General features: G+C 67.8%; 19 protein-coding genes. 11 read left to right on the top strand and 8 right to left on the bottom strand.

Features of this window, described 5'->3' with window-relative positions; all coding sequences use genetic code 11:
- Positions 1–70 precede the first annotated feature (70 nt).
- Positions 71–895, bottom strand: coding sequence for a tetratricopeptide repeat protein (locus KY501_RS18850; RefSeq protein WP_224364573.1), 825 nt, complete (start codon positions 893–895; stop codon positions 71–73).
- A 14-nt stretch (positions 896–909) separates the two neighbouring features.
- Entirely contained in the window at positions 910–1,305 is a 396-nt protein-coding gene (yidD, locus tag KY501_RS18855; RefSeq protein ID WP_224364574.1) for a membrane protein insertion efficiency factor YidD, read from the bottom strand.
- 26 nt (positions 1,306–1,331) lie between these two features.
- On the opposite strand from yidD, the gene KY501_RS18860 reads away from it, so the two are divergent.
- Positions 1,332–1,811 carry a PEGA domain-containing protein gene (locus KY501_RS18860; RefSeq protein ID WP_224364575.1) on the top strand — a complete coding sequence of 160 codons (480 nt, stop codon included), beginning with the start codon at positions 1,332–1,334 and terminating at the stop codon, positions 1,809–1,811.
- Here the strand turns inward: KY501_RS18860 and KY501_RS18865 are convergent, their stop codons facing one another.
- The 3 genes from KY501_RS18865 to KY501_RS18875 form a co-directional block, all read right to left on the bottom strand.
- The gene (locus tag KY501_RS18865) at positions 1,812–3,455 is read right to left on the bottom strand and encodes a BamA/TamA family outer membrane protein (RefSeq protein ID WP_224364576.1); all 1,644 of its coding nucleotides are present in this window, start codon (positions 3,453–3,455) and stop codon (positions 1,812–1,814) included.
- A gap of 69 nt (positions 3,456–3,524) precedes the next feature.
- Entirely contained in the window at positions 3,525–4,709 is a 1,185-nt protein-coding gene (locus KY501_RS18870) for a glycerophosphodiester phosphodiesterase (protein WP_224364577.1), read from the bottom strand.
- Between the two features lie 125 nt (positions 4,710–4,834).
- Entirely contained in the window at positions 4,835–7,507 is a 2,673-nt protein-coding gene (locus KY501_RS18875) for a carboxypeptidase regulatory-like domain-containing protein (RefSeq protein WP_224364578.1), read from the bottom strand.
- Between the two features lie 217 nt (positions 7,508–7,724).
- On the opposite strand from KY501_RS18875, the gene KY501_RS18880 reads away from it, so the two are divergent.
- From KY501_RS18880 to KY501_RS18895, 4 genes are all read left to right on the top strand, one after another.
- Positions 7,725–8,933 carry a nucleotidyl cyclase domain-containing protein gene (locus KY501_RS18880; RefSeq protein WP_224364579.1) on the top strand — a complete coding sequence of 403 codons (1,209 nt, stop codon included), beginning with the start codon at positions 7,725–7,727 and terminating at the stop codon, positions 8,931–8,933.
- Between the two features lie 130 nt (positions 8,934–9,063).
- Entirely contained in the window at positions 9,064–10,167 is a 1,104-nt protein-coding gene (locus tag KY501_RS18885) for an AAA family ATPase (protein WP_224364580.1), read from the top strand.
- Complete coding sequence (locus tag KY501_RS18890) at positions 10,164–11,036, top strand: hypothetical protein (RefSeq protein WP_224364581.1); 873 nt, start codon at positions 10,164–10,166, stop codon at positions 11,034–11,036. The genes KY501_RS18885 and KY501_RS18890 overlap by 4 nt, the downstream gene beginning before the upstream one ends.
- 221 nt (positions 11,037–11,257) lie before the next feature.
- On the top strand, positions 11,258–12,520 hold the full coding sequence (locus KY501_RS18895; protein WP_224364582.1) for a sensor histidine kinase: 1,263 nt from the start codon (positions 11,258–11,260) through the stop codon (positions 12,518–12,520).
- Here the strand turns inward: KY501_RS18895 and KY501_RS18900 are convergent.
- Positions 12,480–14,555, bottom strand: coding sequence for a PAS domain-containing hybrid sensor histidine kinase/response regulator (locus KY501_RS18900; RefSeq protein WP_224364583.1), 2,076 nt, complete (start codon positions 14,553–14,555; stop codon positions 12,480–12,482). The two genes, KY501_RS18895 and KY501_RS18900, sit on opposite strands and share 41 nt — an antisense overlap.
- Before the next feature lie 293 nt (positions 14,556–14,848).
- On the opposite strand from KY501_RS18900, the gene KY501_RS18905 reads away from it, so the two are divergent.
- The 5 genes from KY501_RS18905 (at position 14,849) to KY501_RS18925 (ending at position 22,010) form a co-directional block, all read left to right on the top strand.
- A complete protein-coding gene (locus KY501_RS18905; protein WP_224364584.1) occupies positions 14,849–17,755 on the top strand; it encodes a serine/threonine-protein kinase in 2,907 nt (968 codons plus the stop codon).
- A 34-nt stretch (positions 17,756–17,789) separates the two neighbouring features.
- Positions 17,790–18,677, top strand: coding sequence for a sigma-70 family RNA polymerase sigma factor (locus KY501_RS18910; RefSeq protein ID WP_224364585.1), 888 nt, complete (start codon positions 17,790–17,792; stop codon positions 18,675–18,677).
- Between the two features lie 71 nt (positions 18,678–18,748).
- Positions 18,749–20,548 (top strand): serine hydrolase domain-containing protein, encoded by a 1,800-nt coding sequence (locus KY501_RS18915; protein ID WP_224364586.1) that lies wholly within the window; start codon positions 18,749–18,751, stop codon positions 20,546–20,548.
- A 103-nt stretch (positions 20,549–20,651) separates the two neighbouring features.
- Complete coding sequence (locus KY501_RS18920) at positions 20,652–21,206, top strand: hypothetical protein (protein ID WP_224364587.1); 555 nt, start codon at positions 20,652–20,654, stop codon at positions 21,204–21,206.
- Between the two features lie 33 nt (positions 21,207–21,239).
- On the top strand, positions 21,240–22,010 hold the full coding sequence (locus KY501_RS18925) for a hypothetical protein (RefSeq protein WP_224364588.1): 771 nt from the start codon (positions 21,240–21,242) through the stop codon (positions 22,008–22,010).
- Between the two features lie 57 nt (positions 22,011–22,067).
- Here the strand turns inward: KY501_RS18925 and KY501_RS18930 are convergent, their stop codons facing one another.
- Complete coding sequence (locus KY501_RS18930; RefSeq protein ID WP_224364589.1) at positions 22,068–24,293, bottom strand: RCC1 domain-containing protein; 2,226 nt, start codon at positions 24,291–24,293, stop codon at positions 22,068–22,070.
- A 144-nt stretch (positions 24,294–24,437) separates the two neighbouring features.
- Here KY501_RS18930 and KY501_RS18935 point away from each other — a divergent pair, with 144 nt between their 5' ends.
- The gene (locus KY501_RS18935) at positions 24,438–25,769 is read left to right on the top strand and encodes a M24 family metallopeptidase (protein ID WP_224364590.1); all 1,332 of its coding nucleotides are present in this window, start codon (positions 24,438–24,440) and stop codon (positions 25,767–25,769) included.
- Positions 25,770–25,773: 4 nt separating this feature from the next.
- Here KY501_RS18935 and KY501_RS18940 read toward each other — a convergent pair whose 3' ends face one another.
- Positions 25,774–26,229, bottom strand: a complete 456-nt coding sequence (locus KY501_RS18940; RefSeq protein ID WP_224364591.1) for a hypothetical protein — start codon at positions 26,227–26,229, stop codon at positions 25,774–25,776.
- Positions 26,230–26,282 lie beyond the last annotated feature (53 nt).

The raw sequence follows: 26,282 nt of genomic DNA on the forward strand, positions 1-26,282 counted from the left end.
CGTCCTCGGGTGAGTAGGAACGCGCCCTCTCTTAGCAGGCTTTGGCGCCGTCTACTCGGGCGAATGGGCGTTACGGGCTGGGCACGGAGGGAGGAGGCCATGCCTCGGGGTGATCGTCGTACCGAGCCTTGAGCCCATCGAGCGCTTCCTGTCGCGCGTCGCGGTTGTACTTCTGCGCGCCGTTGACGGCTCCAAAGATGGTGCCCGAGTACCACAGCAATTCCAGCGCGCCCAGGAGCACGGTGAAGCCCACCTGGCCACCCCGGATGGACTCATAGAGCGCATAGGAGAAGAGGCCATTCCAGGCCAGGGCGGCCAGCCCCACCACGGGCTCACCGATGTAGACATGCCCCGCGCCAGGGATGATGGACAGGACTCCCGCGAGCGCGGGGGACTTGCGCGGCAGGGCGCCCCAACTCCGGGCCGCCTCGGTGAGCCGGCCCTGCGCGGGGAAGGGCGTGATGGAGGCGAAGGCCTGCGCTGCCTGCTCTCCGTCCCCCTCACTGAGCAGGGCCCAGCCCAGCAGGTAGCGCGCACGGTCCACGTCCGCGCCCTGTTGGGAGCCCTGCTCACGCAGGAAGGCTCGCAGCGAGAGGATGGCCCTCTCGGGGTGCCCACCCGTGTAGCGCGCCCAGCCGATCTCCAGCCGCGCGCGGGTGCGCCACTCGGGAGACAGCGCCTCCAGCGAGTGCAGGTACTCCTCGGCGAAATCGGCCTGTCCGCCCAACACGTAGGCACGGCCGATGCCCAGCCGGGCCTCGTCCGCCGCGGGCGAGTCCGGGTACAGGTAGAGGAAGCGCTTGTACTCGCTGATCGCGCGGTAGTAGTCGCCCTCGGCGCGCAGCGCGTGGGCGAAGCCCAACTGCGAGTCCGCCTCAGGCGAGGCCGCGAGCACCAGGGCCAGCAGGGTCAGGGAAACCAGAACGTGCTCTCCTCGAGAGGGTCCAGGTACACCAGCCGTCCGTGCTCGAGCGCCGTGGGCAGCCGGCGGATCGCGGACGAGCGGGCATCCCGGAGCAGTCGGTCATACGCCAGCCACAGCCCCACCAGTCCGTGCCGCGCCATGGCCTGCCGGGCATAGAGCGAGCACGTCGGCCGGTGCTGGCAGCGCGGCCCGTCCATGGGCGTGACGACTGTCTGGTAGAAGCCGAAAGCCACCCCCAGGAAGTCGCCGCGCGGAGCGGGCGTGGCATGGAGAGACACAGGCCGCTGCACCTCCCGCGTGACGGGATGGCGCGCGCTCCCGAAGGGAGGCGGGGGCACCGCGAGCGTCAACAGGGAGAGGGTGCTCAGGATTGACAGCATGGGGGCATCACATTATCCCGCCGGCCATGTCCAGACACTCCCGCGTGTACCGCCGTCTCCTCGCGGCTTCCACCCTGCTCACCCTGTTCACCGGGTGCGTCAGCTCGACAGTGATTCGCAGCGACCCCTCGGGGGCGACTGTCTATATCGATGGCAGCCGGGTGGGGAAGACGCCCTATGTCCACGAGGACACGAAGACCGTCAGCTCCACCACGCGGGTGAAGCTCAAGAAGGAGGGGTACGAGGACTTCGAGGCCGTCATCGTGCGCAACGAGGAGTTCCAACTCGGCCCCTGCATCGGCGGGGCGTTCGTGCTCATCCCGTTCCTGTGGGTCATGGGCTACAAGCCCGAGCACCACTACGAATTGGAGCCCTTGAGCGGCGTGCAGCCGCCTCCACAGGAGCAGCAGCAGCAGTACGAGCAGCCCGCGGAGCCCATCCTCCCGTCTGCGCCTCCGCCGCTGTCGCCCCCTCCGCCGCCTCCGCCCTCGCCGGGGACTCCCTGATCAGAAGGCCTGCTTGAGCGCGAGCGTGAAGCCGCGCTCGGCCTCTCCGTTGCCAGCGAAGCCCAGGGCATAATAGAGGTCCACCTGGAACACGTCGGCCACGAGCACGTGGAAGCTCGGGCCGGTGCTGCCCACCACCTTGGCTCGCGCGAGGCCCGTACTCCGGTCGATGTTCCCGAACACCGCGACGTCCACGAAGCCTCCCACCTTGTAGATGTCGCGACTCAGCGAGAAGCGCACCTCGGCCCCTCCGCTCAGGACGTGCCGGGCATGGAAGCGCTCACCGAAGACGCCTCGGACGTGGAGCCCGCCCACCGGCTGTTCCTCCATGAAAGGCACCTGGCCCCAGAGCCAGGCGCCCCGGCTGGTGAGCCACAGGTCATGCCAGCCGACCTCGGTCACCTGCTGGTAGCGGTAGGTGGTGACGCCGTAGCCCTTTCCAGACTCCCCGGGGTAGTGCCGCGCCGCCAGTTCGAGTTCCGTGTGCCGATCTCGGCGGATGTCATCCGTGTCGAAGGTGATGAGAGCCGTGCCGTGGACATAGGGCTGGAGTGTCGAGCTGGGGCCCACACCGCCGGCCACGCCTTGTCCCTCCACGGGCTTGAGTCCGAAGACATCGAGCTTCTCGGCCCCCAGTCCGAGCGCGACCCAGGTGCCCTGGAAGAACTCGTAGCTCAACCCCATGGTGAGCTGCAGCCGGGTGGCGAAGAAGCTCTCCAGGCCGATGTCCGGACGCTGGCGGCTGATGAGCTCGGCTCGCGCGGCCAGCACGGGCCGCAGCCCCAGGGGCATGGGTGGCGTGTACCACTGCGCCTCGAGCTGAGCCCGGGTGAGGGCCAGGTACGCGTGATCATCGGAGATGCGCGAGCGGATCTTCGCTCCCACCTGAGCGTTGGCGGACCAGCGATCCTTGGGCACCCACGAGCTCGCGCCGCGGTACTCCAGCCCGAGCCGGAAGCCATCCACCCCGCTCAGTCCGGCGACGACGCCAGGGCCCGGGGACCAATCGCGGCGGCGGAAGAGGATTTGCAGCTCATAGTCGGCCTGCGGAGGGATGAGCGGGTGGCCCACGAACCGGCCAATGTCGTCGACGATGGGGCCGAGATCCTCGACCTGGGGCCCGACGTGCTTCACCTCGTTCGTGGGGACGAGCTCGAAGCGCTCCACCTCCACGCCATTCTGGGCCTTCAGCACCGCGAGTTGCCGCTCGAGGGCGGGGCGGTTGAAGACGTTGTGAGGCAGGCTCAGGTTGAGCAGCACCTGCACGGTGCGCAGCGAGCCCTGGCCTCGGAGGATGACCTTCTCGACGCGGCCCTCGTCGATGTCCACGACGATGCGGCCGTCCTCCACCGCCGTCTCCACGCGCGCCAGCTCATAGCCCGAGCGGCGCAGGAAGGAGAGGATCCGCGAGCGCACCTGCGCCGCGCCGGCCTTGTCCGCCGGGAAGTCGGGCGGCAGATCCAACACGGCGAGATACACCTCGTCGATGAGCACGACGTTGCCGCCGAAGACGATGGGCGGGCGCTTGCGGGAGGACTCTGAGGCGGCCCCCTGGCCCAGAGGCGCCAGTAGCAGGCCGAGCAGCACGAGGCCCACCCAGGCCCCGAGGCGGGGGCTCCAGCCCTGATCCCATCGACGTGTCATCCAGCCCATCCCACGCCTCCATCGTACCCTGGACGATGGAGGCGCGTCCGGACAAAGCCGGGGGATGGATCAGGGCTTGTAGGTATCCACGGCCTGGCGGCCCACGGCCGGGTCATCCGTGAAGAAGCCATCGATGCCGGCCTTCAGGTACGTCTGGAGCTCGGTGACGAGCCCGGCCGGGTTGCGCGTGCTGTCCGTGCCCGTCGTCTTGAGTGGCGCGGTGAGGAAGGCATTCTCCGGGCGGAAGGTGAAGGGGTGCACCAGCAGCTTGGCGGCGTGGGCGTTGGGCACGAGCTCGGACGGCTTCTGGAAGTTGCCCGCGCTGTCCACATTGATGATGTTGAGCTTGTAGGGGCCCACGCCATCCGCGTAGGTGGCGATCTCCTTCATCTGATCGGCGGAGGCCATGTCGCCGTAGGTGCGCGGATCATTGGCCACGACGAAGTCGTAGGGCTTCTTGTCCACCGCATCCATCAGCTGCACCAGCTTCCAGTTCGCCTGCGTCTTGCCAATCGTCGCGCGGATGGCCTTCAGGTTGGCCACCTCGAAGGATTGGATGAAGACGGTGGCCTGGCTGGCGGTGAACGGGTCCGACTTGAGCGCGGTGATCAGCCGGTCCTCCAGCGGCAGGCCCACGGACTGGAAGTAGGTGGGGTGCTTGGTCTCCGGGTAGATGTGGATCGTCCGGCCGGTGGACGCGGACATGCTCTTGGCCAGGGCGATCACCTCGGCGAGCGTGGGGATCTCGAACTGGTCGTTGTATTTCGTGTTGTCCGGGCGCGTCTGGGGAATGCGCTCACGGGCCTTGAGCTCCTTGATCTCGGCCAGCGTGAAGTCCTCGGTGAACCAGCCCTCGAGCGAGACGCCGTCGACGATCTTCGTCGTCTTGCGGTCGGCGAACTTCGCCACGTCCTTCACGTTGGTGGTTCCGGAGATCTCGTTCTCGTGCCGGCAGACGAGGAAGCCGTCCTTGGTGGCGACCAGGTCCGGCTCGATCACGTCCGCGCCGTCCTCGATGGCCTTCTGGTAGCTGGCCAGGGTGTGCTCGGGCCGCAGGGCGCTGGCGCCGCGGTGGCCCACCACGAGGCGCTTCTCGGCGAGGGCGGGAACGGACTCGTCGCCCGGCAGGGGATCCTCCTTCTCGTCATCGCTGCAGGCACTCAGGGTGATGGCGCAGCCCGCCGCCAGGGGTAGCACGGCGGACAGGTGCAGGAAGCGTCGAAGTGAGGCGCGGAAGGCAGACTGGGGATGCAAGGGAGCTCCTTGGGTGTGAAGAGGGGTGGGGCCTGAGGCGGCGGAGAGCTAGCACCACCGGGTGACAGGACAGTGAACAGTGCGTGAGAGGTGCGCCTCACCCGCCTCTTCAGGGGAGCTGGAATCTACTCTATTTCTGGATTTTCCGGTTGAGGGCTTCTGGGGCCGAGCCGGACATCTCCCACGTCCAGGTCCTGCCCCTCTTCGAGTGATACCGGCATGCGCTCGGAGTCCTTGCCGCTGATGACGAGCAGGAGGCGTTGGCCGGTCGCCACTCCCTCGAGCAGGAAGCGCCCATCGGTCCCCGTGGCTTTGTCGGGATCCAGGGGACGGTCCTCCACGATGAGGACGAGAGCCCCGGCGATCGGCTCCTGCGTGACGGCATCCACCACCCGGCCACGCACGCGGGCGGTGCCCTTCAAGCGAATCTCCACCTCGGTCTCGGCTCCCGCACTCGGAGAGACGAGAGCCTCTCCTCCCTGGCCGTCCGTGGTGCGGACCAACAGGCGCATGGGCTCGGCCGACACGTCTCGCAATTCGAAGCGCTCGCCGGGGAACTCCCAGGTGCCGTTGCCCAGGGGGAAGTCCTGCAGGTTCTGGGACTGGAGGGTGAGGCTGAAGCCCTTCACGGGAGCGCCTCCGCCGGCACGCACCACCCGGCCGCGCAACGAGGCTGCGGGCCGCAGCCGTACCACCACCTGCTGCTCTCCGGGCCGCACGTCCAGGAGCTCACCGGTGCGTCCTCCATTGCGCGCGACGAGCTTCAGGCGGCTCGGGCTGGTGGCCACTCGAGAGGGGAGGGCCATCGAGAAGCGGCCTTGCGCGTCCGCGCTCGCCGAGGCGCGTGAGCCCAGGGCCTGGTCCGGGGGGGAGACCATGACGAAGGCCTCGGGAGAGGGCATGCCATCCGGTTCGAGGACGACACCCTGGAGCCTGTCCGTCTCGCGCGCATCGCCGTTCCAGGCGAGCTCGACGCGCACGGTCTGCCCGGCGAGGACTTCCACCGGCGTGGCCTCTCCGTTGCCGAAGGACCACTGGTCCAGGAGCCTGGCGCGCAGCTCGTAGGAGCCGGGCTGGAGCGTCATCCGGAAGGCACCCGTGGCATCCACCTCGACGGGACGGAAGTCCGTGGGGAGGAAGCCCTTGTTGCGGGGATAGGCCAGCACCACGAGTGCTTCCTCGGGCAGGGAGCCCTGGCCCGTGCGTACCACGCCCTCCACGGTGCCTGTGTCCTCCAGACTGAAGTCCAGCTGCGCGGTGTCGCCCCCCACCACCTCCACCAGCTGGCTCTTGCCGAGCGAATCTCCTTCCCGGCGGACGGTGATGCTCAGGGAGCCGGCGGGGAGCTCCTCGAGCCGGTAGTGCCCCTCGGCATCGGTGCGGGCCTCGCTGTCGATCGCGTCGCCCCAGCGGGAGTTGCTCACCACCTGGGCCCGCGCCACGGGCTGACCGGTAGAATCCCTCACGGAGCCCTCCACCGCGCCGGTGCCCGCGAGCTGGAGCTCCACGGGGAACTGATCGCCCGAGGACACGGTGAGCGCGCGCCGGCTGAGGGTGGCGAAGCCCGAGGCGCTGACGACCAGATCGTAACTGCCCGGTGCCAGGCCCTCGACGGAGAAGAGACCCGCGTCATCCGTCACGGCCCGGCCACAGTCTCCGCTGCTCCCGTAGGGGCTCACATCCACGCGAGCCCCTGGGACGGGCGAGCCCGTGCCGCGAGCCAGCACCTTCCCCCGCAGCACCGCGCTCTGGCCGAGCTGGATGCGCACCTCGCGCACCGTCTTTCCCGGGCTGATGACGAGGGGCTTGTCCAGGGCGCCAGCCTCGTTGCCGCGCCGGGCGGACACGGTGTGGGAGCCAGCTTCCACTTCCACGGAGAAGCCACCGCCCGAGCCCGTCGTCGTCACCTCGGGCACCCGCCCGCTCACGAGCACCTCGGCGCCCGCCGCGGGCTGGCCCTGGGCATCCACGACGAAGCCCTCGATGACTCCCGCCGCTTGCAGTTCCACCATCAGAGGGCTGGCCGAGGGCACCTTCACGCGGCGGAGGATCGCCCGGGTGTACCCCGGTGCTCGGGCCTCCAACTGGTAGTCCCCGGGGGTGAGCCCCTCCACGCGGAAGTCTCCCCGGGGGTTGCTCGAGGCGTTGATTCGCTCCTCGGCGGGGGCTTCGGCGAGCAGCCCTCTCTCGGCGGGGCTGCCGTACAGCGTGAGGGAGAGCTCCACCAGCGGCACGGGCTCCTTCGAGCCCTGCACCACGGTGCGCCCCACGAGGGCCTGGCCGCGCTCGAGCGTGAGGCGCAGCAGGGTGTTCGCCTCTCCATGGGGGCGCGTCACGTCTCGCAGTAAGGGGGCGTAGCCCGCGGCGCGCACCGCCACCAGATAGCTCCCAGGCCTCGCGGCCAGCCGCGCACGCCCCTGTTCATTCGTGACGCCGGTGCTCGCCAGCCGCCAGGACACCTCGTTGAGGTTCGGATCTCGAGGGCCTCGCCAGTACAGCCGCGCGCTGGCGCCAGGCACGGGGTTCCCGCCTGCGAGTACCTCCAGCTCCAGCACCCCCTCTGCCTCGGAGGGAGGCTCCACCAGGGAGGGAGTGCTGCCCGCATCCGCGTTGCCGCGCACGCCCACATCCTCCGGGCGTTCACGGTAGGTACGCGTGTCGGCCCGTTTCGCCGAGGCGCGCTCCTGGGGGCTCTCGTCACGGCCCGTATCGGTGTCGGCTCCTCCCGAGAACCAGAGGAGCAGGAGCACGAGCCCGGCACCCAGCAGGGCAGCGGCCACGATGATGAGCTTGCGCATGGTGGGACTCGGGGAGGGGCAGGGCCGGGCGAGGACCTTATACCCCCGTGGGGTGGGCTGCGTCCTCGTGCGTCATCCGAGCTGACACGTCATTTCTGACGTGTCAGCTGGTCCCGAGGGCCAGGTGCCCCAGGGGCTCCGCACGAGTGCGCGTCTGGCGTGGAAGTTGAAGAGGCCGGCGGACACAGGCCCTCGGGCCGCTGACAAGGGAAAATCCATGGCGACCTACAACATCTCTCTGGCGGATCTTCGACAGGACATCGCGGGAGCCATCCCCGCGGAGCTCGTCCTGGGCTGGAACGGGATGGAGAAGACGGCGGCCCGGCATGCCCAGCTGCTGGCGCCCTATCGGGTCCGGGGGACGATTGTGTCCACGGATTCGACGGGCCTGTCCCGGTTGACCCAGCGCTACTCGCTGGCCCAGGTGATGAAGCTCGTGTCCGAGCCCAAGGAGGTGATCCACTCCTACGGGACGGCGATTGGCGGCGAGGCCATTGGCATCTGGGCGGCGGACAACTCGCAGATGTTCTTCCCCGAGGAGATCGATCCCTCGCGAGTCGTCGCGCAGATGCTCGCGGTGCAGGCCCGGGTCAAGTCCCTGCAGGTCCAGGTTGGCATCGGCATGCACCTCTGCGAGTGCTACAGGGTGGGCGGCGGGCTGTTCGGTGAGGGCGCGGAGTTCATCGAGGCCATCGCGGAGGATGACACCTCGGGTGGGGAGATCGTCCTCTCGGAGTCGATCTTCCTGCGTCTCGCGGGCTCGGTCCGGGCGGCCTCGCGGGTTCGCGCGGATCTCGAGGAGGCGGGCGCGTTCTGGTCGCTGATGAACTTCTCCGGAGCCCTGGAGGTGATGGATGGTGGCAGTCCGGACTATCCGACGCCCTTCGATGCGGCCTTCCTCGGGCGGCTGCGCTCGGCCTCGCTGGACGCGCTGGGGACGGAGGAGTTTCCCGAGTACCGCAACAGGGGGACGGTAGCGTTCGTGAAGGTGGAGCACGGGCCGCACGAGTTCCTGCTGGACTCGTTCACGGACATGTCGTTGAGCAACCTGGCGATCCGGCGCCTCGCGGCGTTGCACGGGGCGGACGTGGTGAAGTCCAATGGTTCGCTGGCGATCCTGCTGTTCCCCGAGGGCCCGCCGGCGGTCGACTTCGCGCGCGAGCTCATCGAGGAGCACCGGAGGCTGGGCTTCAAGGCCCATGTCGGGTTGGCTCATGGAGAAGTCTACCTCTTCCCGCTCGCCAACGGCGGGCGCGAGATCGCGGGCAACCCGGTCAACATCGCCTCCAAGCTCTCGGAGGACTCGGGGCTGGAGGGCATCCTCGTGGAGAACTCGGTGGCGCTTGGGACGCTGGCCCAGAGAGGCGAGCCCTTCCGGCTCACCCTGTCGAAGGTCGAGCTGACGGGACGCCGCCTCCCGGTTTGAGGCATGGGGCCCAGCCCTGGCGTCCCCGGTGCGGTAAGAACCTGAACGCGTCGGCCATCCAGGAGTGGCACCCTGTCCGACAGGAGGCCATCATGACACCTGGGAGTCGGGCTCTCGTGCAGGAGGGGAGATGGCGTTTACGCTGACCGTTCGGAACTTTCGTGGGCTTCGCCACGTCGAGTGGAGCCCCTCGGGCGTTTGTGCGCTCGTAGGACCCAACGGGAGCGGAAAGACGACGCTCATTGATGCGCTCCAGATCCTCCAGGACACGCGAGCCCAGGGATTCCCGAAGGCCATCGAGGAGCACGGGGGGGCCTACGGATTGCGAACCTTCGGGGTCCCGGAGAGTGAACCCGTGATGTTCCAACTCCTGGTGGGGAAGGTGGCCTGGGAGTTCAGTCCCCGGCTCTCGATGGGCCCTGGGGGGGCACAACTGATCGTCCACGAGAGACTGTCCGATGGTAACAGTCGCAGCGAGTCCGAGAGTCTGTGGGGGCCTGCGGAGAAGCTGCACCTGGATAGCCCGTCGCTCTCTTTCAATCTCGCCTGGGAAAAGCAGTTGGAGCCGTTGAAGGAGGTCATCTCCGGGTACCGGCACTACCGCCACTACGTGTTGCCCAACCTTCGCCGTGAGGGGTCGCGCCTGGGGGGGGACCTGCGGTTGACAGGCGATGGCGGCAATCTGTTCACCGTCCTGATGAACTGGCGCAACCGGCGCGATCACAAGGATCGGCTCGACTTCGTGACCCGCGCGTTGAAGCAATGCTTCCCCGGGCTCTTCGCGGACTTCTCCTTCCCCATCGCCGCCAACATCGTGGCCTGCGAGGTCCATTCCTCGAGCGACACCACGCTCATTCCATCGCTTCTGCCCGATGGATTCCTCGTCATGCTCCTCCACCTTTGCGCCATCGCCTCCACCCCACCTGGCGGCACCATCGCCATCGATGAGCCGGAGAACGCGCTCCACCCGTTCGCCATCCGGCGGTTGATGGATGCCTCGCGTGAGTGGTCGGATAAGCATGGCGTGACGGTGCTGCTGGCCACCCACTCTCCCGTCATCCTCGACACCTTCAAGGAACTGCCCGACAAGGTGTTCGTGATGGAGCCGGGGCACGAGGTGCTGCCTGTCTCGCTCGAACGCATCAAGGGGCGTGACTGGCTGGCGCACTTCTCCCTGGGAGACCTCTACGAGCACCTCGAGTACGGCGCGCCTACGGGAGTCGACGAGGCGTGAGTGCACGGGTCGGTCTCATCGTCACGGGGAAGTGTGAGCATCGTGGCCTCGCTGAGTCACTGCAGCGGATCTTCCCGGAGGCTCGGTTCGAAGCCCTGGGCAAGCAGCCGATGGACTCATTCACGAGCGCCGATATCCGGCAGTTGCCGGTGTCGCCAGTGCCCACCACGTTGCAGAAGTTCGCGGCGCGCATCGTGGCGGAGGTGGCGCCTGGAAGGACGGATGGCCCACTCGATCTCGTGGTGGCCATTGACGACCTTGAGCTCGTCAATGCGCCTCATCCCGCGCTGGTGGCAGCTCGCGTGAGGGATGCCGTTCAGGCTCACTTGCGGAGCTACCCCGGGACTTCGGAGGCAGCTCGAGAGAAGGTGCTCCAGCGCGTCCGCGAGAAGTGCTCCTTTCACCTGCTCGCTCCCATGATCGAGGCCTACTTCTTCGCCGAGCCCGCCGCGCTCGTTCGCGCCGGTGCCACCCGGCCGTCGTGCGTGGATGCGTCCGCCATCGATCTGGAGGCGTTCGTGACGGACGACCCGGACTACCTTCACCACCCGAACGTGCCGCACCAACAGAGCCCGGAGAGGAAGTCCTGGGCGATTCCAGGACGTGACCGTCATCCGAAGCACTACCTCCGCTTCCTCTGTGATCCGAGCGATCCGCACACCCGGCGGTACACGGAGGCGAAGACGGGCGCGGAGGCGCTTCGCCACCTTGCATGGGGACAGGTCTTCTCGCATGCGGAGCGGGTCCAGCTCGCCCGTGCGTTGTTCGAGGATCTGGCCGATGGGTTGAAAGTCCCACATCCGTTCCCAGGGATCGGGCACCCCGCTACGGCCGACTTCAAGAACGCGCGCGTGCTCCGCAATCTCTGAGAGGTCAAGTCCTCACGATGGGCATGGGGCAGGCCATGCGCCCCTGTATCCAGCGGGGCGAGCGCCTTCCTGTTCTCGTGCACCCCAGGTGAACACTTCGTGCGGCGGGGGGACACTTTCTCCCGGCAGATGATACATCGAAACTGTATACAAGGGGTGGCGGAGGCTGCCGCGCGGTCTCGAGGCGCACCGGCTCGGGCCAGAGGGACTCAGGGGGAGGTATGGACACATCCGAGCCGGAGCTGGACTCTGAGTCCCACAAGGTCCACGCGCGGTTGATGCGCCTCATCCTCACCGGGGTGGTGGCGACTCACCTGTTGCTGATCATCGCGGTGTGGGGCCAGTGGAGGACCATCGCCATCATCACGGCGGTCTTCTTCTTCGTGGCCGGCTTCAACATGATCCGCGCCCGGCCCGTCTTCTCCGTGCACACGCGCTTCTCGGAGACCCTCCGGTTGTGCACCAACACGGCGGCCGTCATCCTCTATGGCCACTTCACGGACTGGGCGCTCCCCGTCTGGATCTACCTGCCGCTGGACGGCATCTGGGCCGATACCCACCTCATGCCCCGGGCAAGCTACCTGATGTTCGGGTTGTTCCTGGTGGTGGGAATCGTGGCCGTGTTGGAGGGGTGCCCACCGGTGGTACCGCTCTTCTTCATCCTGCTCTCGGCGCTCGCCCATGCCATCTCGAGCGTTCGCATGGAGCTGCTGCGCCGGGCGGCGGAGCGGCTCGCGCAGCGGAACCAGGAGCTCACGACGGCCTACCAGCGAGGCCAGGAGCAGGATCGGCTCTCCAGTGTGGGAATGCTGGCGGCGGGGCTGGCCCATGAGATCAACAACCCGCTCGCCTACGTGAAGAGCAACGTGACCGCCCTGTACCGGGACCTGAAGGACCGGAGGGATCTCTCCCCGGAGATGGCCGAGTACGTCACGGAGGTGCTCCCGGCCACGCTGGACGGCATCCAGCGGATCGCCACCATCGTCTCGGATCTGCGCCGCTTCGCGCGTGGGGATCCCGAGCCCATCGCCGAGTACGATCTCAACACGGAGGTGGAGACGGCCGTGCGCATCACCCAGAGCCGGCTCGCTCCGGTGTGCCGGTTGGAGCTGGAGCTCGGCGCGCTTCCGAGGGTGACAGGCAGGCCTCGGCAGATCACCCAGGTGGTGATCAACCTCCTGCTCAACGCGGCCCAGGCGATGACGAAGTGGGGGCAGGTCTTCCTCTCCACCCGTCAGGAGGGCGAGGAGGTGGTGCTCGTGGTGCGGGACACCGGAGAGGGCATGACGCCCGAGGTACAGGGCAAGCTCTTCCAGCCCTTCTTCTCCACCCGGCCCTTGGGAGAGGGGACGGGCATGGGGCTGGCCGTGGTCCACGGGATCGTCTCGGCCCACGGGGGGCGCGTCCAGGTGGAGAGCCAGCTCGGGAAGGGGAGTACCTTCACTATCCGGCTGCCGCGGGTTCCGCCTGCTGCGGGGGCGTGACGCAAGGATCGCCGCCGGGCGAAGTGCTATCGGCCGTGGCGGACTGCAGGGCGTGGATGATGGAGTCCAGCTCCGTGTGGATGGCTTGCACGGCGGAACGGATGCGGGCCGGGTCGCTCTCCTTCCCGGTCAGCAGAGCTTTTCCTTGCTGAAGGGCTGTCCGCAGGACGTGGGCCTGTAACAGCTCCACGGTCATCTTGATCTGGTGCGCCTGGAACGCGAACTCATCCAGGTTGCCCTGCTCGAGCGCCTCCTGGAAGGCGTGTTTGTGCTTCTCGGCGCTGGCGATGGTGATGGTGATGAACTCCGCGAGAGCCTCCGGGTCCCCCTCGGCCAGGCGGTGGAGCCCCTCCAGGCTGAAGCGCGGCGTGGAGGCCTCCGCTCCCGGCGCTTCAGGGCTTCTGGGCGTCTTGTCGGCTTCAACCGGGCTCGTGAAAGCAGCCTGGGTGCGGCCACAGCAGAAGGCAATCTTCGAGTGGAGCTCCTCGGGCGTGAAAGGCTTGCAGACAAAGTCTGTGAATCCCGCGGCCGCGATCCGCTCCTCCAGCCCGATCCGATCCGAGGCCGTCAGGGCAACGATGGGCAGCTTGCGGAATCGCTCCGCGGGCAGCTTCCGGATGAGTCGAGTGGCGTCATAGCCATCCAGCTCCGGCATCTGCAGGTCCATCAACACCATATCATAGTGGATCTGCTGGGCCTGCTCGACGGCCAGGCGCCCGTTCTCCACCACATCGAAGCGGGCGCCCCACTTGCGCAGGTACTGGGTGATGACGAAGACGTTGACGGTGTTGTCATCCGCCACCAGCACCTGGACGCCGTCGATGTTGCAGGTGGCAATGGGGCTCTTCGCGGCGGCGGGGAGCGCTGATTCGGGCGTGTCCGGAGCCACTTTCAGGCTCAGGGCGAAGGAGAAAGACGAGCCCTGTCCCAGCCTGCTCTCCATGCCGAGCTTGCAGCCATACAACGCCAGCAGCCGCTGACAGATGGCCAGCCCCAGCCCGCTGCCCCCATACTTCAGGTGGATGTCATAGCTGGCCTGAGTGAACTCCTCGAAGATCTGCGATTGGCGTTCTTCGGGAATGCCAATGCCAGTATCGGTGACGCGAAAGCTGACCGAGACACGCTCCGCGAAGGTGTCCTGGAGCTGGACTGACAGTGTGACGGAGCCCTGCTCGGTGAACTTGATGGCATTGGCCAGCAGGTTGGTGAGCACCTGGCTGATCTTGACAGGATCTCCCATGAGCCAGGCGGGCACCCGCTCATCGAGCTCCACATGGATTGCCAGGTCCTTCTCCTCGGCCTTGACGCGGAGGCCATAGAGGATGCCATTCACGAGCTGGCGGAGATGGAAGCGCCGCTCCTCCAGCGTCACCTTTCCCGCTTCGATCTTGCTGAAATCGAGGATGTGGTTGAGCAAGCCCAGCAGGTTCTCGGAGGAGGCCTGGAGCAGGGCGACATACCGGGCCTGCTCGGAGGAGAGCGGGGTGTGTTGCAGCAGCCCCGACAGCCCGAGGATGGCGTTCATCGGGGTGCGGATCTCATGGCTGATCGTCGAGAGCAGCTCGGTCCTGGAGCGGGCGAGCTGCTCGGCCTGCTCGGCCTTCTTCCGAGCCAGCAGCAATTCCCGCTCGTAGCTCTTGCGTTCGGCGAAGCCGAAGACCGTGGTGCGATGGAGGACTGGCTTGCCCGCGGCGTCCTTCTTCTGCACGGTGTTGATCAGCGCGGGCAGCGCGCCACCTTGCTTGCCTACCAGCTCGAAGTTGATCTCGCGGACGAAGCCTTGCATCCGCAGCAGGGGCGCGTAGTGCGTCTCGTGGAACATCTTCCCGCCGATGTTCAGCAGATCTTGAAAGCGCATTCCTGCCAACAGCTCTTCCCGCGAGTAGCCCGTCCAATCCAGGAAGGTCTGGTTGACACGGACGATGGTGCCGTTGGGAAGGGTGGAGAGGTGGCCGCACGGCGCATGCTCGTAGAGTTCCTCGGCACTCTCCTCGGGAGGCGCTTCGGGCGCGTCTATGCGAGTGGATGTATCCAATGCGTCACCGCCCCCCGCCTGGACTCTCTGAATCCTCTCAAGAGCGGACGTGGCAGGATTCTGCAATAACTCTCCTAGACCTTGCCACCGTGCTTCTCAGGATTCTCGCGAGCCCTTGTGAGAGCAGGTGTCACCTCGCGGGTTGGGTCGACAGATGCCCGAGAGGACACTTGTAAGCAGATTTCCTGCATCACTTTCAGTCACAACGTCTCTTCTGGCGGTGGCTGGAAAATCCCCCCGTCTTTATCTGCCGGGGCGATCCATCGTAGGACTGGAGTCCCATGGGGGATCCGATGGACGAAGTCGAGGGTCGTTGTCTCGGTGAGAACACCCTGGATGGACTGAGCCGGGGGCACCTTTCCCCCGAGGAGCGTGCGGCCGCCGCGCGCCACCTCGACGCGTGCGAGAGCTGCCGTCAGCTCCTGGCCGCGCTGGGGCAGGCCGTGAGCACCCCTGGCGTGGCCACGCCGCCCAGGGACTCCGCCAGCGCTCCGCAGGAGGTGAGGCCTCGTCTCACCTCCGGTGATCGAGTGGGCCGCTACACCGTGTTGCACGTGGTGGGAGCCGGAGGCATGGGCGTCGTCTACGCGGCGTATGATCCGGAGCTCGATCGGCGCATCGCGTTGAAGCTGGTGCACGACGAGGCCCTTCCGGCGGACTCTCGGGAGGAGGCGGCCGCTCGGTTGCTCCGGGAGGCCCAGGCGCTGGCCCGGCTCTCCCACCCCCATGTGATTACCGTCTTCGACGGTGGCCGGTTCGATGGCCAGGTGTTCCTGGCCATGGAGTTCATCGAAGGCGGCACGCTGGGGCAGTGGCTGCGCGCGGAGGAGCGCCCGGCGGAAGCGGTGCTGGAGATGTTCCTCGAAGCGGGCCGGGGGCTGGCAGCCGCTCACGAGGCGGGGTTGGTGCACCGCGACTTCAAGCCGGACAACGTGCTGGTGGCCAGGGATGGGCGGGTGCGGGTGACGGACTTCGGCCTGGCGCGGCTCATCGTCTCGGGGGAGCCGGCGCTCGGGGCCGGAGCGGCGTTGCCGCGAGCGCTGCCCGCGGGCGCGGAGGCGAGGACCCAGACGGGGATGAGGCTCGGGACGCCGTTGTACATGGCGCCGGAGCTGTGGCGGGGCGCTCCGGCGGACGCGCGCAGTGATCAGTTCGCCTTCTGCGTGGCCTTCTACGAGGCGCTTCAGGGCGAGCGCCCCTTCACGGTGGATCAGCTCGCCGAGGGAACGCAGGGGCCCGGAGGGCTGTCGGGCGCCAGTCGCATCCCCCCTCAGTGGCGGCTCCTCCTCGCCCGGGGCCTGTCCGCGAAGCCCGAAGAGCGTTTTCCTTCCATGGCCGCGCTGCTCGATGCGCTCGAGAGCAAGCAGGCCTCGCGCCGCAAGCGGCGCCTCACGGTGGGGGCTGTGCTCGGAGCGGTGGGGCTGGCCGCGGTGGGTTTCGGGTTCTTCGGCTGGCACGTGAAGTCCCGGGACGTGTGCGCGGGTTCCCGGGAGCGGCTCGCGGGTGCATGGGACGAGGCGCGGAAGGCGGAGGTGCATGCGGCCTTGCTCAAGACGGGCTCTCCCCTGGCCCCGGCCGCCTGGACGGGGACGGAACGCCTCGTGGATCGCTACGCGGACGCGTGGGTCCAGATGCGCACCGACGCGTGCGAGGCCACCCACATGCGAGGCGAGCAGTCCGGCGAACTGCTCGACTTGCGGATGTCGTGCCTCGCGCAGCGCCGCGAGGCCCTGCGCGCGCTCTCCCAGGTGTTGATCTCCTCGGACAAGGGCATCGTGGAGAAGGCGGTGCAAGCGGCGGCGCAGCTCCCTTCGCTCGAGGGCTGCGCCTCGACGGAGGCCCTCACGGCGCAACTGCGGCTGCCCCAGGACGCGGCGGCCCGAGCGCGCATCGACAAGGTTCGCGCACAGCTCGCGGATGCCAGGGCCCTGCATGCGGCGGGGCGGTACGAGGCCAGCCGTGCGCTCCTCCAGGAGGTCCTCGAGGCTTCGAAGGCCGTGTCCTACAAGCCGCTCGAGGCCGAGGTGCTCCATGCCCTGGGCCTGGCCTACGTGAGCCTGGAGGACACCCCCCAGGCGCAAAAGACGTTCTCCCAAGCTCTGGTGGCCGCGGAAGCAGGCGGGCACCTGGAGGTCGCCGCGAAGACAGCCTCCATGCTCGCCATGGTTCATGGGATGCACCTGCGCAAACACGAGCAGGGGCACTTCTGGCTGGACTTCTGCGCGGCGGTGTTGGGGCGGCTTGGTTCCGCGCCCGCGATCGCGGCCGAGCGGCTGTTCGTCCTGGGCAACCTCCTGAGCGATGAGGGGAAGCCGCAAGAGGCCGTCCCGGTGCTCGAAGAGGCGCTCGCGCTTCAGGAGAAGATCCTCGGCCCCGAGCACCTCAATGTCGCGAGGACGCTGGGACGGCTCGCCTTCGCCGTCGGGGCGCTGGGACGGACTTCGGACTCGCTCGCTCATGCTCAGCGCGCGCTCTCCATCCTGGAGAAGCTGGTGGGGCCCGAGCACCCGCTGTGTCAGCCGTCGCTGCATTCGGTCGCGTTCGCCCTGGCCATCTCCGGAAAGCTTCCCGAGGCCGTGCCTTACGCGGAGCGGGCGCTGGCCAACGACGAGCGCACCTTCGGCGCGGACCACCCGGCCATCGTGAAGTCGCTGATCGTCCTGTCGAACGTCCAGACGGATGCGGCGGACGCCATCCCGCTGCTCGAGCGGGCCCTGGCGGTCCAGCAGAAGTCCAAGAACATGGATGATCCCGACACGGTCTTCATCGTGAAGAACCTTGCGGGCAATCACGGGTTGCTCCACCACTACAAGGAGCAGCTCGAATATGCGCGGCAGGCGCTGGCGCTCGAGGAGAAGTTCCTGGGTCCGAACGCTCCGGAGGTGGGGCAGTCGTACCAGTTGATGGGGGAGGCGCACGAGAGGCTGGGAGATCCGGCTCGCGCCCTGCCCCTGCTGGAGCGGGCGCTGTCCATCGCTGAGTCACGCCCCCTTGCCGCCGAGTCTCCCACGGGACCCGACATGCAGGTGGCGACCCGGAGAGCCCTGGCCAACAGCCTCTGGGCCCTGGGGCGTGATCACCAGCGAGCGCGCACCCTGGTGAAGGAAGCGATCGAGCTCACGCGGGGAGGCAGCGAAGAGCTGGTCCAGCAAGCGGCCGAGCTGGAAAAGTGGCTGGTCGAGCACCCCCTCCCACACTGAGGGTGTTATCCTGGGGCTCAGGGAGTCGGGCCCCATGAATGATGGAGTTCTCTCGAACCACGCTCACCGGGAAGCGGCCATGGCGGGTGGGCGAGACGTGCTGGAGAGCGGGGTGGTTCGGCTCTTCGAGCAGGGACAAGCCGCGTGGCCGGCGCTGGCGTTGGCGCTCCCGTTGTTTTCGCAACACGTCTCGCGTCACCTCCCTGAGCGGGGGGAGCCGGAGAGCCACCTCGCGGCGTTGCATGGCGCGGATCTGTTCCTGGCCTGTGCCTGCAAGGAAAGGGTGGCGGGCGCGGTGGCCGCGTTCCAGTCGACCTACAGGGGCACGGTGGATGCAGCGCTGCGCAGCCGGAACGTGTCGCCGGACGAGCGCGACGAGCTGATGCAGGCCTTCTGGGAGAAGCTGCTCGTGGGGCAGCGGGGCATTCCGGCGAAGATCGGGGATTACTCGGGCCGGGGGCCGCTGGGCGGGTGGGTGCGGGTGGCGGCGGTCCGCGCGGCGCTGAACTTCCTGGAGCAGAAGAAGAGCGATCCGCTCGTCACAGGAGCCCCGGTGGAGGAGCAGCGCGAGCCCCACACGTCGGATCCGGAGCTGGACTTCCTCAAGTCGCATTACCGGGAGGAGGTCCATCAGGCGTTGAAGGACGCGTTGGCGGGGCTCGATGCCGATGAGCGCAACGTGCTGCGACTGCACTTCCTGGATGGGCTGAGCACGGAGCGGATCGCCACGGTGTACGGGGTGCACCGGGCCACGGTGGCGCGCTGGGTGTCGCGCGGCCGGGAGGCGCTGTTGAGAGGCACGCACCTGTTGCTCACGCAGCGGCTCAGCATCGGGCGGGGCGAGGCCGAGAGCATCATCAGCATCGTCCGGAGTCAGCTGGGTCTGGCCCTGAGCAGCATCTTCCGGGCGGGGGAGCGGTAGGCTCCGGCGTCTGGCACCTCGGGGAAACCCGAAGGTGGCAATCGGCCGTCCGTCGAGGCATACGGCCCGGGATGACGAACACGCGCGGATTCTTCTTCTTCGTTGTGCTGCTGGCCCTGCTCGTCGCACCTGCCTCGTTTGCCCAGCCCTCCGCGGGAGACGCGGGCGTGGCGAGCTCCGCGGCCCGGCTCGTGGGTATCTGGGGAGCGGAGCGCCACTTCGGGCCGGAGGTCCAGGGGACGCTGTTGCTCACCCGGAGCGGGGACCAGTGGGTGGCGCGGCTGGGGGGCTTCGAGGTGTCCGGAAGGGCGGAGAAGGGGGCGCTCTCGCTCGTTTTTCCGGGAGGCCAGGGCGAGCTGCGCGCGAAGCTGGACGCGGATGGGAAGAGCCTTCGCGGTCAGTGGATCCAGCCGCAGACCGTGGTGGGCGACGCCCGGTATGCCACGCCGATCGCCTTCCGAGCCCTGGGCAAGGACGCCTGGACTGGTGACGTCACTCCCTGGGATGACCGCTTCACGCTGTACCTCGTGGTTCAGCAGCAACCGGATGGGAGCGTGACCGCGTTCATGCGGAACCCGGAGCGGCACTTCGGGGCGCGCTTTGCCTTCCAGGTGTCGCTCGAGGGCAAGGCCGTGCGCTTCGCCAACACCCGGCAGCCCAACATGTCGTTCGAAGGCACCTATGACGACGCGTCTGGACGGCTGACGCTGTCGATTGCCTTCCTGGGGCCGTTCGAGTTCACCCGCAAGACGCGGGACCAGGCGGTCGGGCTCTACCCGCGCACTCCAGCTGCGGGCCCGTACACGTACCGCGCGCCGCTGGGTGACGATGATGGCTGGGCCACCGCGTCGCTCGCGGATGTGGGGATGGATCCCAAGCCCATCACCGCGCTGGTGCAACGCATCCTCGACGTCGAGCCCAGCACCTCACCCGTGCCGATCGTCCAGGGCCTGCTGATTGCGCGGCACGGAAAGCTGGTGCTCGAGGAGTACTTCTACGGCTTCGAGCGCGAGCGTCCACACGACATGCGCTCGGCGGGGAAGAGCATCACCTCGGTGCTGGTGGGGCTCGCGCTCGATCGGAAGGCGCCCTTCACGGTTGAGTCGAAGGTCTACCCCTTGTTCCCGGAGTATCGCGCGTTGCCCAACCCGGATCCGCGCAAGGAACAGCTCACGGTGGAGCACCTGCTGACGATGTCCTCGGGCTTCGCCTGCGATGACGATGACGAGAACTCACCGGGCAACGAGGACCGGATGCAGTCGGAGCCGGGGGACTGGTACGCGTACACGCTGGGGCTGCCCATGGCGCGAGTGCCGGGCGAGAAGCCCGTGTACTGCTCCGCGGGGATCAACCTGCTCTCCGGCGTGGTCCGCAATACCCTGCACGTCTGGCTGCCCGAGCTCTTCGAGAGCGGGCTCGCCCGGCCGCTGCAGATGCAGCGCTATCACCTCAACCTCTCGCCGACGGGCGAGATGTACGGAGGGGGCGGCCTCTTTCTCCGGCCTCGCGATGCACTCAAGGTGGGCCAACTGTTCCTGCAGGGCGGCGTGTGGAATGGCAAGCGGGTCATCAGCAAGGACTGGGTGGAGCGCTCCACTGCGCTCCACGTGACGATGGAGCCGGGGCGGACGTACGGCTACGCGTGGTGGCGCCAGGAGCTGAAGGTGGGCGACCGCGTCTATGCCGAGTACGAGGCGGGAGGGAACGGAGGGCAATTGGTGATGGTGGTGCCGGAGCTGGACCTGACCGTGATGTTCGCGGGCGGCAACTACAACCAGGTTTCCGTGTGGCGGAAGTTCCGCGAGGAGTTCCTGCCCCAGTACATCCTCGCGGCGGTGACGGCCCCGCCTCCGGCGAAGAAGGCGCGCTGAGGGGGGACCTGCCAACCCTCGCCCACCCACCGGGCAGGGGAGCGGCTCTTCTTGGCGTTTCCTCCCGGCAGCCCCAGTCTCCTCAGGAGGAGGTCCATCGCGCATGGATGCCAGCCGACTCTCCCGAGGACTGGGGTGGTGGAGCGTGGGACTCGGTCTGGCCGAGCTCACGTTCGCGGAGCAATTCTGCCAGCGGCTGGGATTTCGGGGCCGGCTGGGGCTGGTGCGTGCGCACGGCCTTCGAGAGGTCCTCAAGGGACTGGGCCTGCTGACGCAGCGCGATCCACGTCCCTGGCTGTGGGGGCGCCTCGCCGGGGATGCGTTTGATCTCTGCGTGCTGGGCGTCACGTTGCGCCGGACGGAGGTGCCCTGGGCCTGGAAGCTCGCGGTGGGCCTCACGGCTGCGGGCCTCACGGTCGCGGATGCCCTGGCCGTGAGGGGGCTGGGCACGAAGCAGCGCAGCGACGTCATCGGCATGGACGTCTCGTCCGTGCCCATGGAGAGCTGGCGCGGCAGCGGCCTTGCGGAGGACGTGGGCATGAGGCAGAGCGGCGCGGACGCCGAAGCCGATGACGCCCTGCGAGAGCAGCGGATGCGCGAAGCCCAGGAGCAGCTCGGCCTGCCCGATCCCGACTCGCAGGATATGCACAGGGTTTAGAGGGCGGCTGGTGCAGGCCGGCAGCATTCATGGATGATGCAGCCCTCCATGCTGACCCGGCTGACGCAACTGGAAGTCGAGGGGTTCCGCTCGTTGAGCGGCGTGCTGCTGAGCTGGCGCAAGCTGGCCGTCATCCTGGATGCGGGAGGCACTGCGACGCGGGAGCTCGTCGCGCTCTTCACGCTGCTGAAGGAGCTGGCCGAGGGACGGCTCCAGCAGCACCTGTCACGGCAGGAGGTGCTGGACGGAGAGTTCGTGCGCCTGACGGTGGAGGTGGATGACAGTCCCTACAAGGTGGAGCTGCGGTGCTTTCCCGATGGGCGTTGGCGCATCGTTCGGGAGGAGTACGACTACTGGCAGGGGTTGGATCTCCTGCTCATCGACCCCGAGCGGCATCCGCCTCGGGAGGAGTCCGTGCTCTCCGCTCAGGAGGCCCCGGTGCTCGATTCCACGCCTCCCGTCGGCGAGGACAGCGTTGATGCGGAGGGCCGGTTCCTGGGTGAAGCCATGTCCGGATGCCTGTGGAGCGTCCGCCAGTTCCTGAGAGGCTTCCGCATCCAGCCGGCGGGCGCCTTCGAGGCGGCGGCGCCGGGCTCCTTCCTCTTCCTGGAGGAGCCCGGCCTGGACCTGCCCGCAGAGGAGCTGGAAGCGCGCGTTCAATCCGCCCGCGCGGCGTCCGCGCACTCCCAGGTGTTGCTGTGCACGCCCTCCGTCTCCCTGGCGGACGCGTTCGCTCGGGAGGAGGTCATCCGGGTCGACACCGCCGAGGGCGTGTCTCGCTTCGTACCGCTCGTGCCGCCCTAGCTTTCCTGGAGCCCTCGTCCGGGTGCGCGAGCCAGGCGCGGCCTCGAGCCGCCCGTGTCAGGGGAGCGGGATGGAGACGGGGCTGGTGCGAATGGACTCCACGCCGAGCTGGCCATCGGTGTTGAGGCCCCAGCTCCACAGCGAGCCATCCATGCGCACCGCCAGCGTGTGCCCGAGACCGGTCACCACGGACTTGACCTGGGTGAGCGGCACCTGCACCGGCGTGAGGCGTTGGGTGGTCGTCCCATCCCCCAACTGGCCGCTGCTGTTCTCACCCCAGGCCCAGAGGGAGCCATCGGCGCGCAGCGCCATGGAGTGCAGGCCGCCCGACGCCAGGTCCACGACATTCGTGAGCCCTTTCACCTGAACCGGGGAGGTGCGGAGCTTCGTCGTGCCATCTCCCAGCTGGCCTTCCGAGTTATCCCCCCAGGCCCAGACGGTGCCATCGGACTTTCGGGCCAGGAAGTGCTTCCCCGTGGCCTGGAGTTGCACCACGCCCGTGAGGCTCAGCACCTGCTTCGGATCCGGGTGGTTGTAGTTCCACCCGTCCCCGAGGACCTTGCCCTTGGCCTCCCCCCAGACCCAGACGGTGCCGTCATTGCGGAGCGCCGCGGAGGCGGTGGAGAGCGCGGCAATGGAGGTGACACCGGTGAGCCCCGGCACCTGCGCGGGCGTGGGGTAGAAGTACTGCGAGGTCGACACCGGACGCCCGAGCTCGCCGTAGTTGTTGATGCCCCAGGCCCAGACGGTGCCATCGTTGCGCAGGCCCAGGGAGTGGTACGCGCCAATCTGGACGGAGACCATGCCCGTGAGCCCGGCCGCCTGGACAGGCGTGGTCCGTGTCACGAGCGTCCCATCTCCGAGCTCCCCCGTCTCGTTCCATCCCCAGCCCCAGATCGTGCCGTCGGAGCCCAGCGCCAGGGTGGTGTCCACCATGGCGTGCACCTTGCTGACCGAGCCGAGTCCCGGGACGGGGGCGGGAGTCCCGCGCCGCGCCGGGGTGCTCTGTCCCAGTTGGGAGACGTCATTGGCTCCCCAGGCATGGACGGTGCCGTCGCTGCGCACCGCCACGGAGTGGTGCCAGCCCGCGGCAACGGTTCCGGTGCTCGTGAAGCCAGCCACCTGGCCGGGCAATGCTCGCGGCCCCGTCCCATCCCCAAGCTGCCCCGAGCCATTGTTGCCCCAGGCGTGGAGCGTGCCGTCCGCGTGCAGGGCGAAGCAATGGAGCAGCCCGGCGGCAACCCTGGCGGCTCCGGACAGGCCACTCACCTGCAGCGGCGTCGAAGAGAAGGCCACGCTGCTCGAGCCCAGCGGGCCATACGCGTTGTTGCCCCAGGCCCACACCGTCCCGTCCGAGCGAGTGGCGAGCGAGAAGGTGGTGCCTGCGGCGATGGAGGTGACATTCGCGAGGCCGGAGACCTGCACGGGTGTGAGCCGTTGGGTGAGCGATCCATCTCCCAACTGTCCCTGGGAGTTGACGCCCCAGGCCCAGACCGTACCGTCGGACTTCAGGGCCAGGGTGTGGGAATTCACCGCGATGGCGACCACTTGAGTCAGCCCCGTGGCCTGGCGGGGCGTGGCGCTGTTGCGCACCGTCGACCCGTCCCCAGCGTTCGCATAGGTGTAACCCCAGGACCAGACCGTGCCATTGGCGGCCAGGGCCACGGAGCGGTGACCGGACGCCGCGATGGCCACGACCGGTGGGAGGTTCTGAACCTGGACGGGGATGGCGCTGCGCGAACTCGTGGAATTGCCCAACTGGTTTTCGACGTTGTCTCCCCAGGCCCAGACCGTGCCGTCGGACTTCAGGGCCAGCGAGTGATCCGTGCCGGCCGCGACGGACACCACATCGGTGATCCCTGGCACCTGCACGGGCTGGGTGTGATCCGAGAGGAAGGTGTCCCCGAGCTTGTAGAAGGAACTGTCTCCCCAGGCCCAGACGGAGCCATCGGACTTCACGGCCAGCGAGTGAATGTCGCCCGCGGCCACGCTCTTCACGCCGGTCAGGCCCGGTACGAGCCCGGGCGTGGTGCGGAAGGTGAGCGTCCCGTCTCCCAGTTGCCCATAGGCGTTGTCGCCCCAGGTCCACACCGTGCCATCGCCGCGCAGCATCACGGTGTGTTGCAGTCCTCCTGCCGCGGAAGCCTGGGTGACCAGGGCCTGGGAGGCCTGCATCAGCCCTGCTTCACTGGCGGCCTCCTGCGGGCCACAGCCCGCGAGCAGCAGCACGCCCAGCAGCGCCGCCATGACTCTTCCCACCGTGACACTTCGTTCCCGTCGCATGGATACCTCGTTGGCAGAGAGGTCCTCCGTGCCCGGCCTCCCTTGCGGAGCGGGCCACGGAAGGACGATGTGGTCCGCCTGAACGGATTCCTGCTTTGTTTATTTATTCGGATTTGGCACCGTGTTCGGAGAAGGGAGGCCAGGATGAAGTGGGGATGCTTGCTCTGCCTGTGGTGCGTAGGGGCGTGGGGTTGCCGCTCGGGCTCGACCGAGCCGCCGCCCGAGTCCCGGTTGCTGTCATGGTCGAAGCAGATCGAGGTGCGGGAGGGATGGCTGGCCCGGCGCCACGAACTGCTGTTGCCCATGATGCGGCGCCACGGCGTGGACATGTGGATCATCGTCAACGAAGAGTTCCATGACGATCCGCTTACCCAGTTTGTTGCGCCACCGCGCCCCTATGCCAGCAAGAGGGATATCTTCGTCTTCATCGACGCGGGGGAGCAGGGGCTCAAGAAGGTGGGTTTGCCCTTTCAACCGGAGGAGCAGGTGGCCCGCTTCTTCGAGGTTTCGCCGACGCTCTTGGACCAGGGCCTCGCGCTGTCCGAGCTGTTTCTTCAGTACCAGCCGCGGGCCATCGGTTTGAGCATGGGGGGCCAGCGGGGAATCAGCCGCAGCCTGACGCGGGCCAGCCATGCGTTCCTCGTGGACGCCATGGGTCCCGAGGCGGAGCGTCGCTTCGTGAGCGCGGAGCCGCTCATCGAGGAGTACCTGGACACGCGGCTGCCCGAGGAGTTCTCGCACTACACCACGTTGGTGGCCGTCACGGCGAAGGTGGCAAGGCAGGCGTTCTCGGCGGAGGTGATCACTCCGGGGAAGACGACCGTGGGAGACATTCGCCGCTTTCTCTACGATCGCGCGGGAGCGTTGGGGCTGGGCATGTGGTTCGAGCCGGATGTGCGGGTGCAGCGGCAGGGGGTGGCTCTGCCTTCGAGCTTCGGCATCCTGATCGCCACCGCGAAGGATGACACGGTTTTGCAGAGGGGAGATCTGCTCCACCTGGACTTCGGGCTGAGCTACATGGGCCTGAGCAGCGACTGGCAGCGGATGGCGTACGTGCTGCGCGAGGGGGAGGAGGACGCGCCGGCGGGGCTGAAGCAGGCGCTGGCGCGCACGCAGACGTTCCAGGATGCGGTGATGTTGCGTGCCTCGAGGCCGGAGCGGACGGTGGCCGAGGTGTACGACGCGGCGATGGCGGAGATGGAAGGGCAGGGCATCCAGGCCCGGCTCTACAGCCATCCGCTGGGCAACCATGGACACGGAATGGGAGCAGGTATCGACGAGGGGACGGCCCGCCGCGAGCCTCCGCCCCGGCTTCGCAAGGGCTCGTACATGGCCATCGAGTTGAGCACGACGTCGGAAGTGCCAGAGTGGGGAGGGCAGAAGGTGCAGGTGATGGAAGAGGATCCGGCCTGGCTGTCCGACGAGGGCTGGAAGTTCTTCGTGCCTCGGCAGGATGCGTACTTCCTCATTCCCTGAAGGGTCAGCTGAGCGATTTGAAGCGAAGGGAACCCTCGCTCAGCTCCATGCGGACCCAGGCATAGGGCACCTTGGGGCTGACGAAGGGCCGGCTGCGGACTCCTCCGTACAACTGCTCGCCGCTCTCGCGCAGCGAGGCGTGCAAGGGACATGGACAGGCCGGGCTCAGCGGCGTCGGGCAGGCTGCAAGCGAGGACTGCAGTCTGGCCAGCTCAGAGGGAGTGAGCACATACCACCAGTACATGTCCCAATCCTCGTCATTGCTCCAGCAGTCGTGCGAGTAGGACTCGAGCACGCCATGGCCACACGTCTGGCAGAGATCCATGCCCAACGTGGTGAAACTCACTTGGTGGTCCTTGTCTCCATGAGGTGCGCCGCTCCGCTTGACCCAGAGCACGGGCCTCCATTCCTTCGAGCCACAGATGGGACATTCCTGGAGCTGGGTGAGCTGTCGCGTCATGAGCACAGTGTGCCACGCTGCTTGAGCGGCACCAGGGCCATGCCCTATGTCAA

Origin of the sequence: Hyalangium versicolor (genome assembly GCF_020103695.1) — a bacterium.
Classification (GTDB): Bacteria; Myxococcota; Myxococcia; order Myxococcales; family Myxococcaceae; genus Hyalangium; species Hyalangium versicolor.

Excerpts from the sequence above, each read along its gene's own strand:
- yidD (WP_224364574.1), bottom strand. The coding sequence starts at position 1,305 with ATGCTGTCAATCCTGAGCACCCTCTCCCTGTTGACGCTCGCGGTGCCC.
- KY501_RS18860 (WP_224364575.1), top strand. The coding sequence starts at position 1,332 with ATGTCCAGACACTCCCGCGTGTACCGCCGTCTCCTCGCGGCTTCCACC.
- KY501_RS18865 (WP_224364576.1), bottom strand. The coding sequence starts at position 3,455 with ATGACACGTCGATGGGATCAGGGCTGGAGCCCCCGCCTCGGGGCCTGG.
- KY501_RS18875 (WP_224364578.1), bottom strand. The coding sequence starts at position 7,507 with ATGCGCAAGCTCATCATCGTGGCCGCTGCCCTGCTGGGTGCCGGGCTC.
- KY501_RS18880 (WP_224364579.1), top strand. The coding sequence starts at position 7,725 with ATGGCGACCTACAACATCTCTCTGGCGGATCTTCGACAGGACATCGCG.
- KY501_RS18885 (WP_224364580.1), top strand. The coding sequence starts at position 9,064 with ATGGCGTTTACGCTGACCGTTCGGAACTTTCGTGGGCTTCGCCACGTC.
- KY501_RS18895 (WP_224364582.1), top strand. The coding sequence starts at position 11,258 with ATGGACACATCCGAGCCGGAGCTGGACTCTGAGTCCCACAAGGTCCAC.
- KY501_RS18905 (WP_224364584.1), top strand. The coding sequence starts at position 14,849 with ATGGACGAAGTCGAGGGTCGTTGTCTCGGTGAGAACACCCTGGATGGA.
- KY501_RS18910 (WP_224364585.1), top strand. The coding sequence starts at position 17,790 with ATGAATGATGGAGTTCTCTCGAACCACGCTCACCGGGAAGCGGCCATG.
- KY501_RS18915 (WP_224364586.1), top strand. The coding sequence starts at position 18,749 with ATGACGAACACGCGCGGATTCTTCTTCTTCGTTGTGCTGCTGGCCCTG.
- KY501_RS18920 (WP_224364587.1), top strand. The coding sequence starts at position 20,652 with ATGGATGCCAGCCGACTCTCCCGAGGACTGGGGTGGTGGAGCGTGGGA.
- KY501_RS18925 (WP_224364588.1), top strand. The coding sequence starts at position 21,240 with ATGATGCAGCCCTCCATGCTGACCCGGCTGACGCAACTGGAAGTCGAG.
- KY501_RS18930 (WP_224364589.1), bottom strand. The coding sequence starts at position 24,293 with ATGCGACGGGAACGAAGTGTCACGGTGGGAAGAGTCATGGCGGCGCTG.
- KY501_RS18935 (WP_224364590.1), top strand. The coding sequence starts at position 24,438 with ATGAAGTGGGGATGCTTGCTCTGCCTGTGGTGCGTAGGGGCGTGGGGT.
- KY501_RS18940 (WP_224364591.1), bottom strand. The coding sequence starts at position 26,229 with ATGACGCGACAGCTCACCCAGCTCCAGGAATGTCCCATCTGTGGCTCG.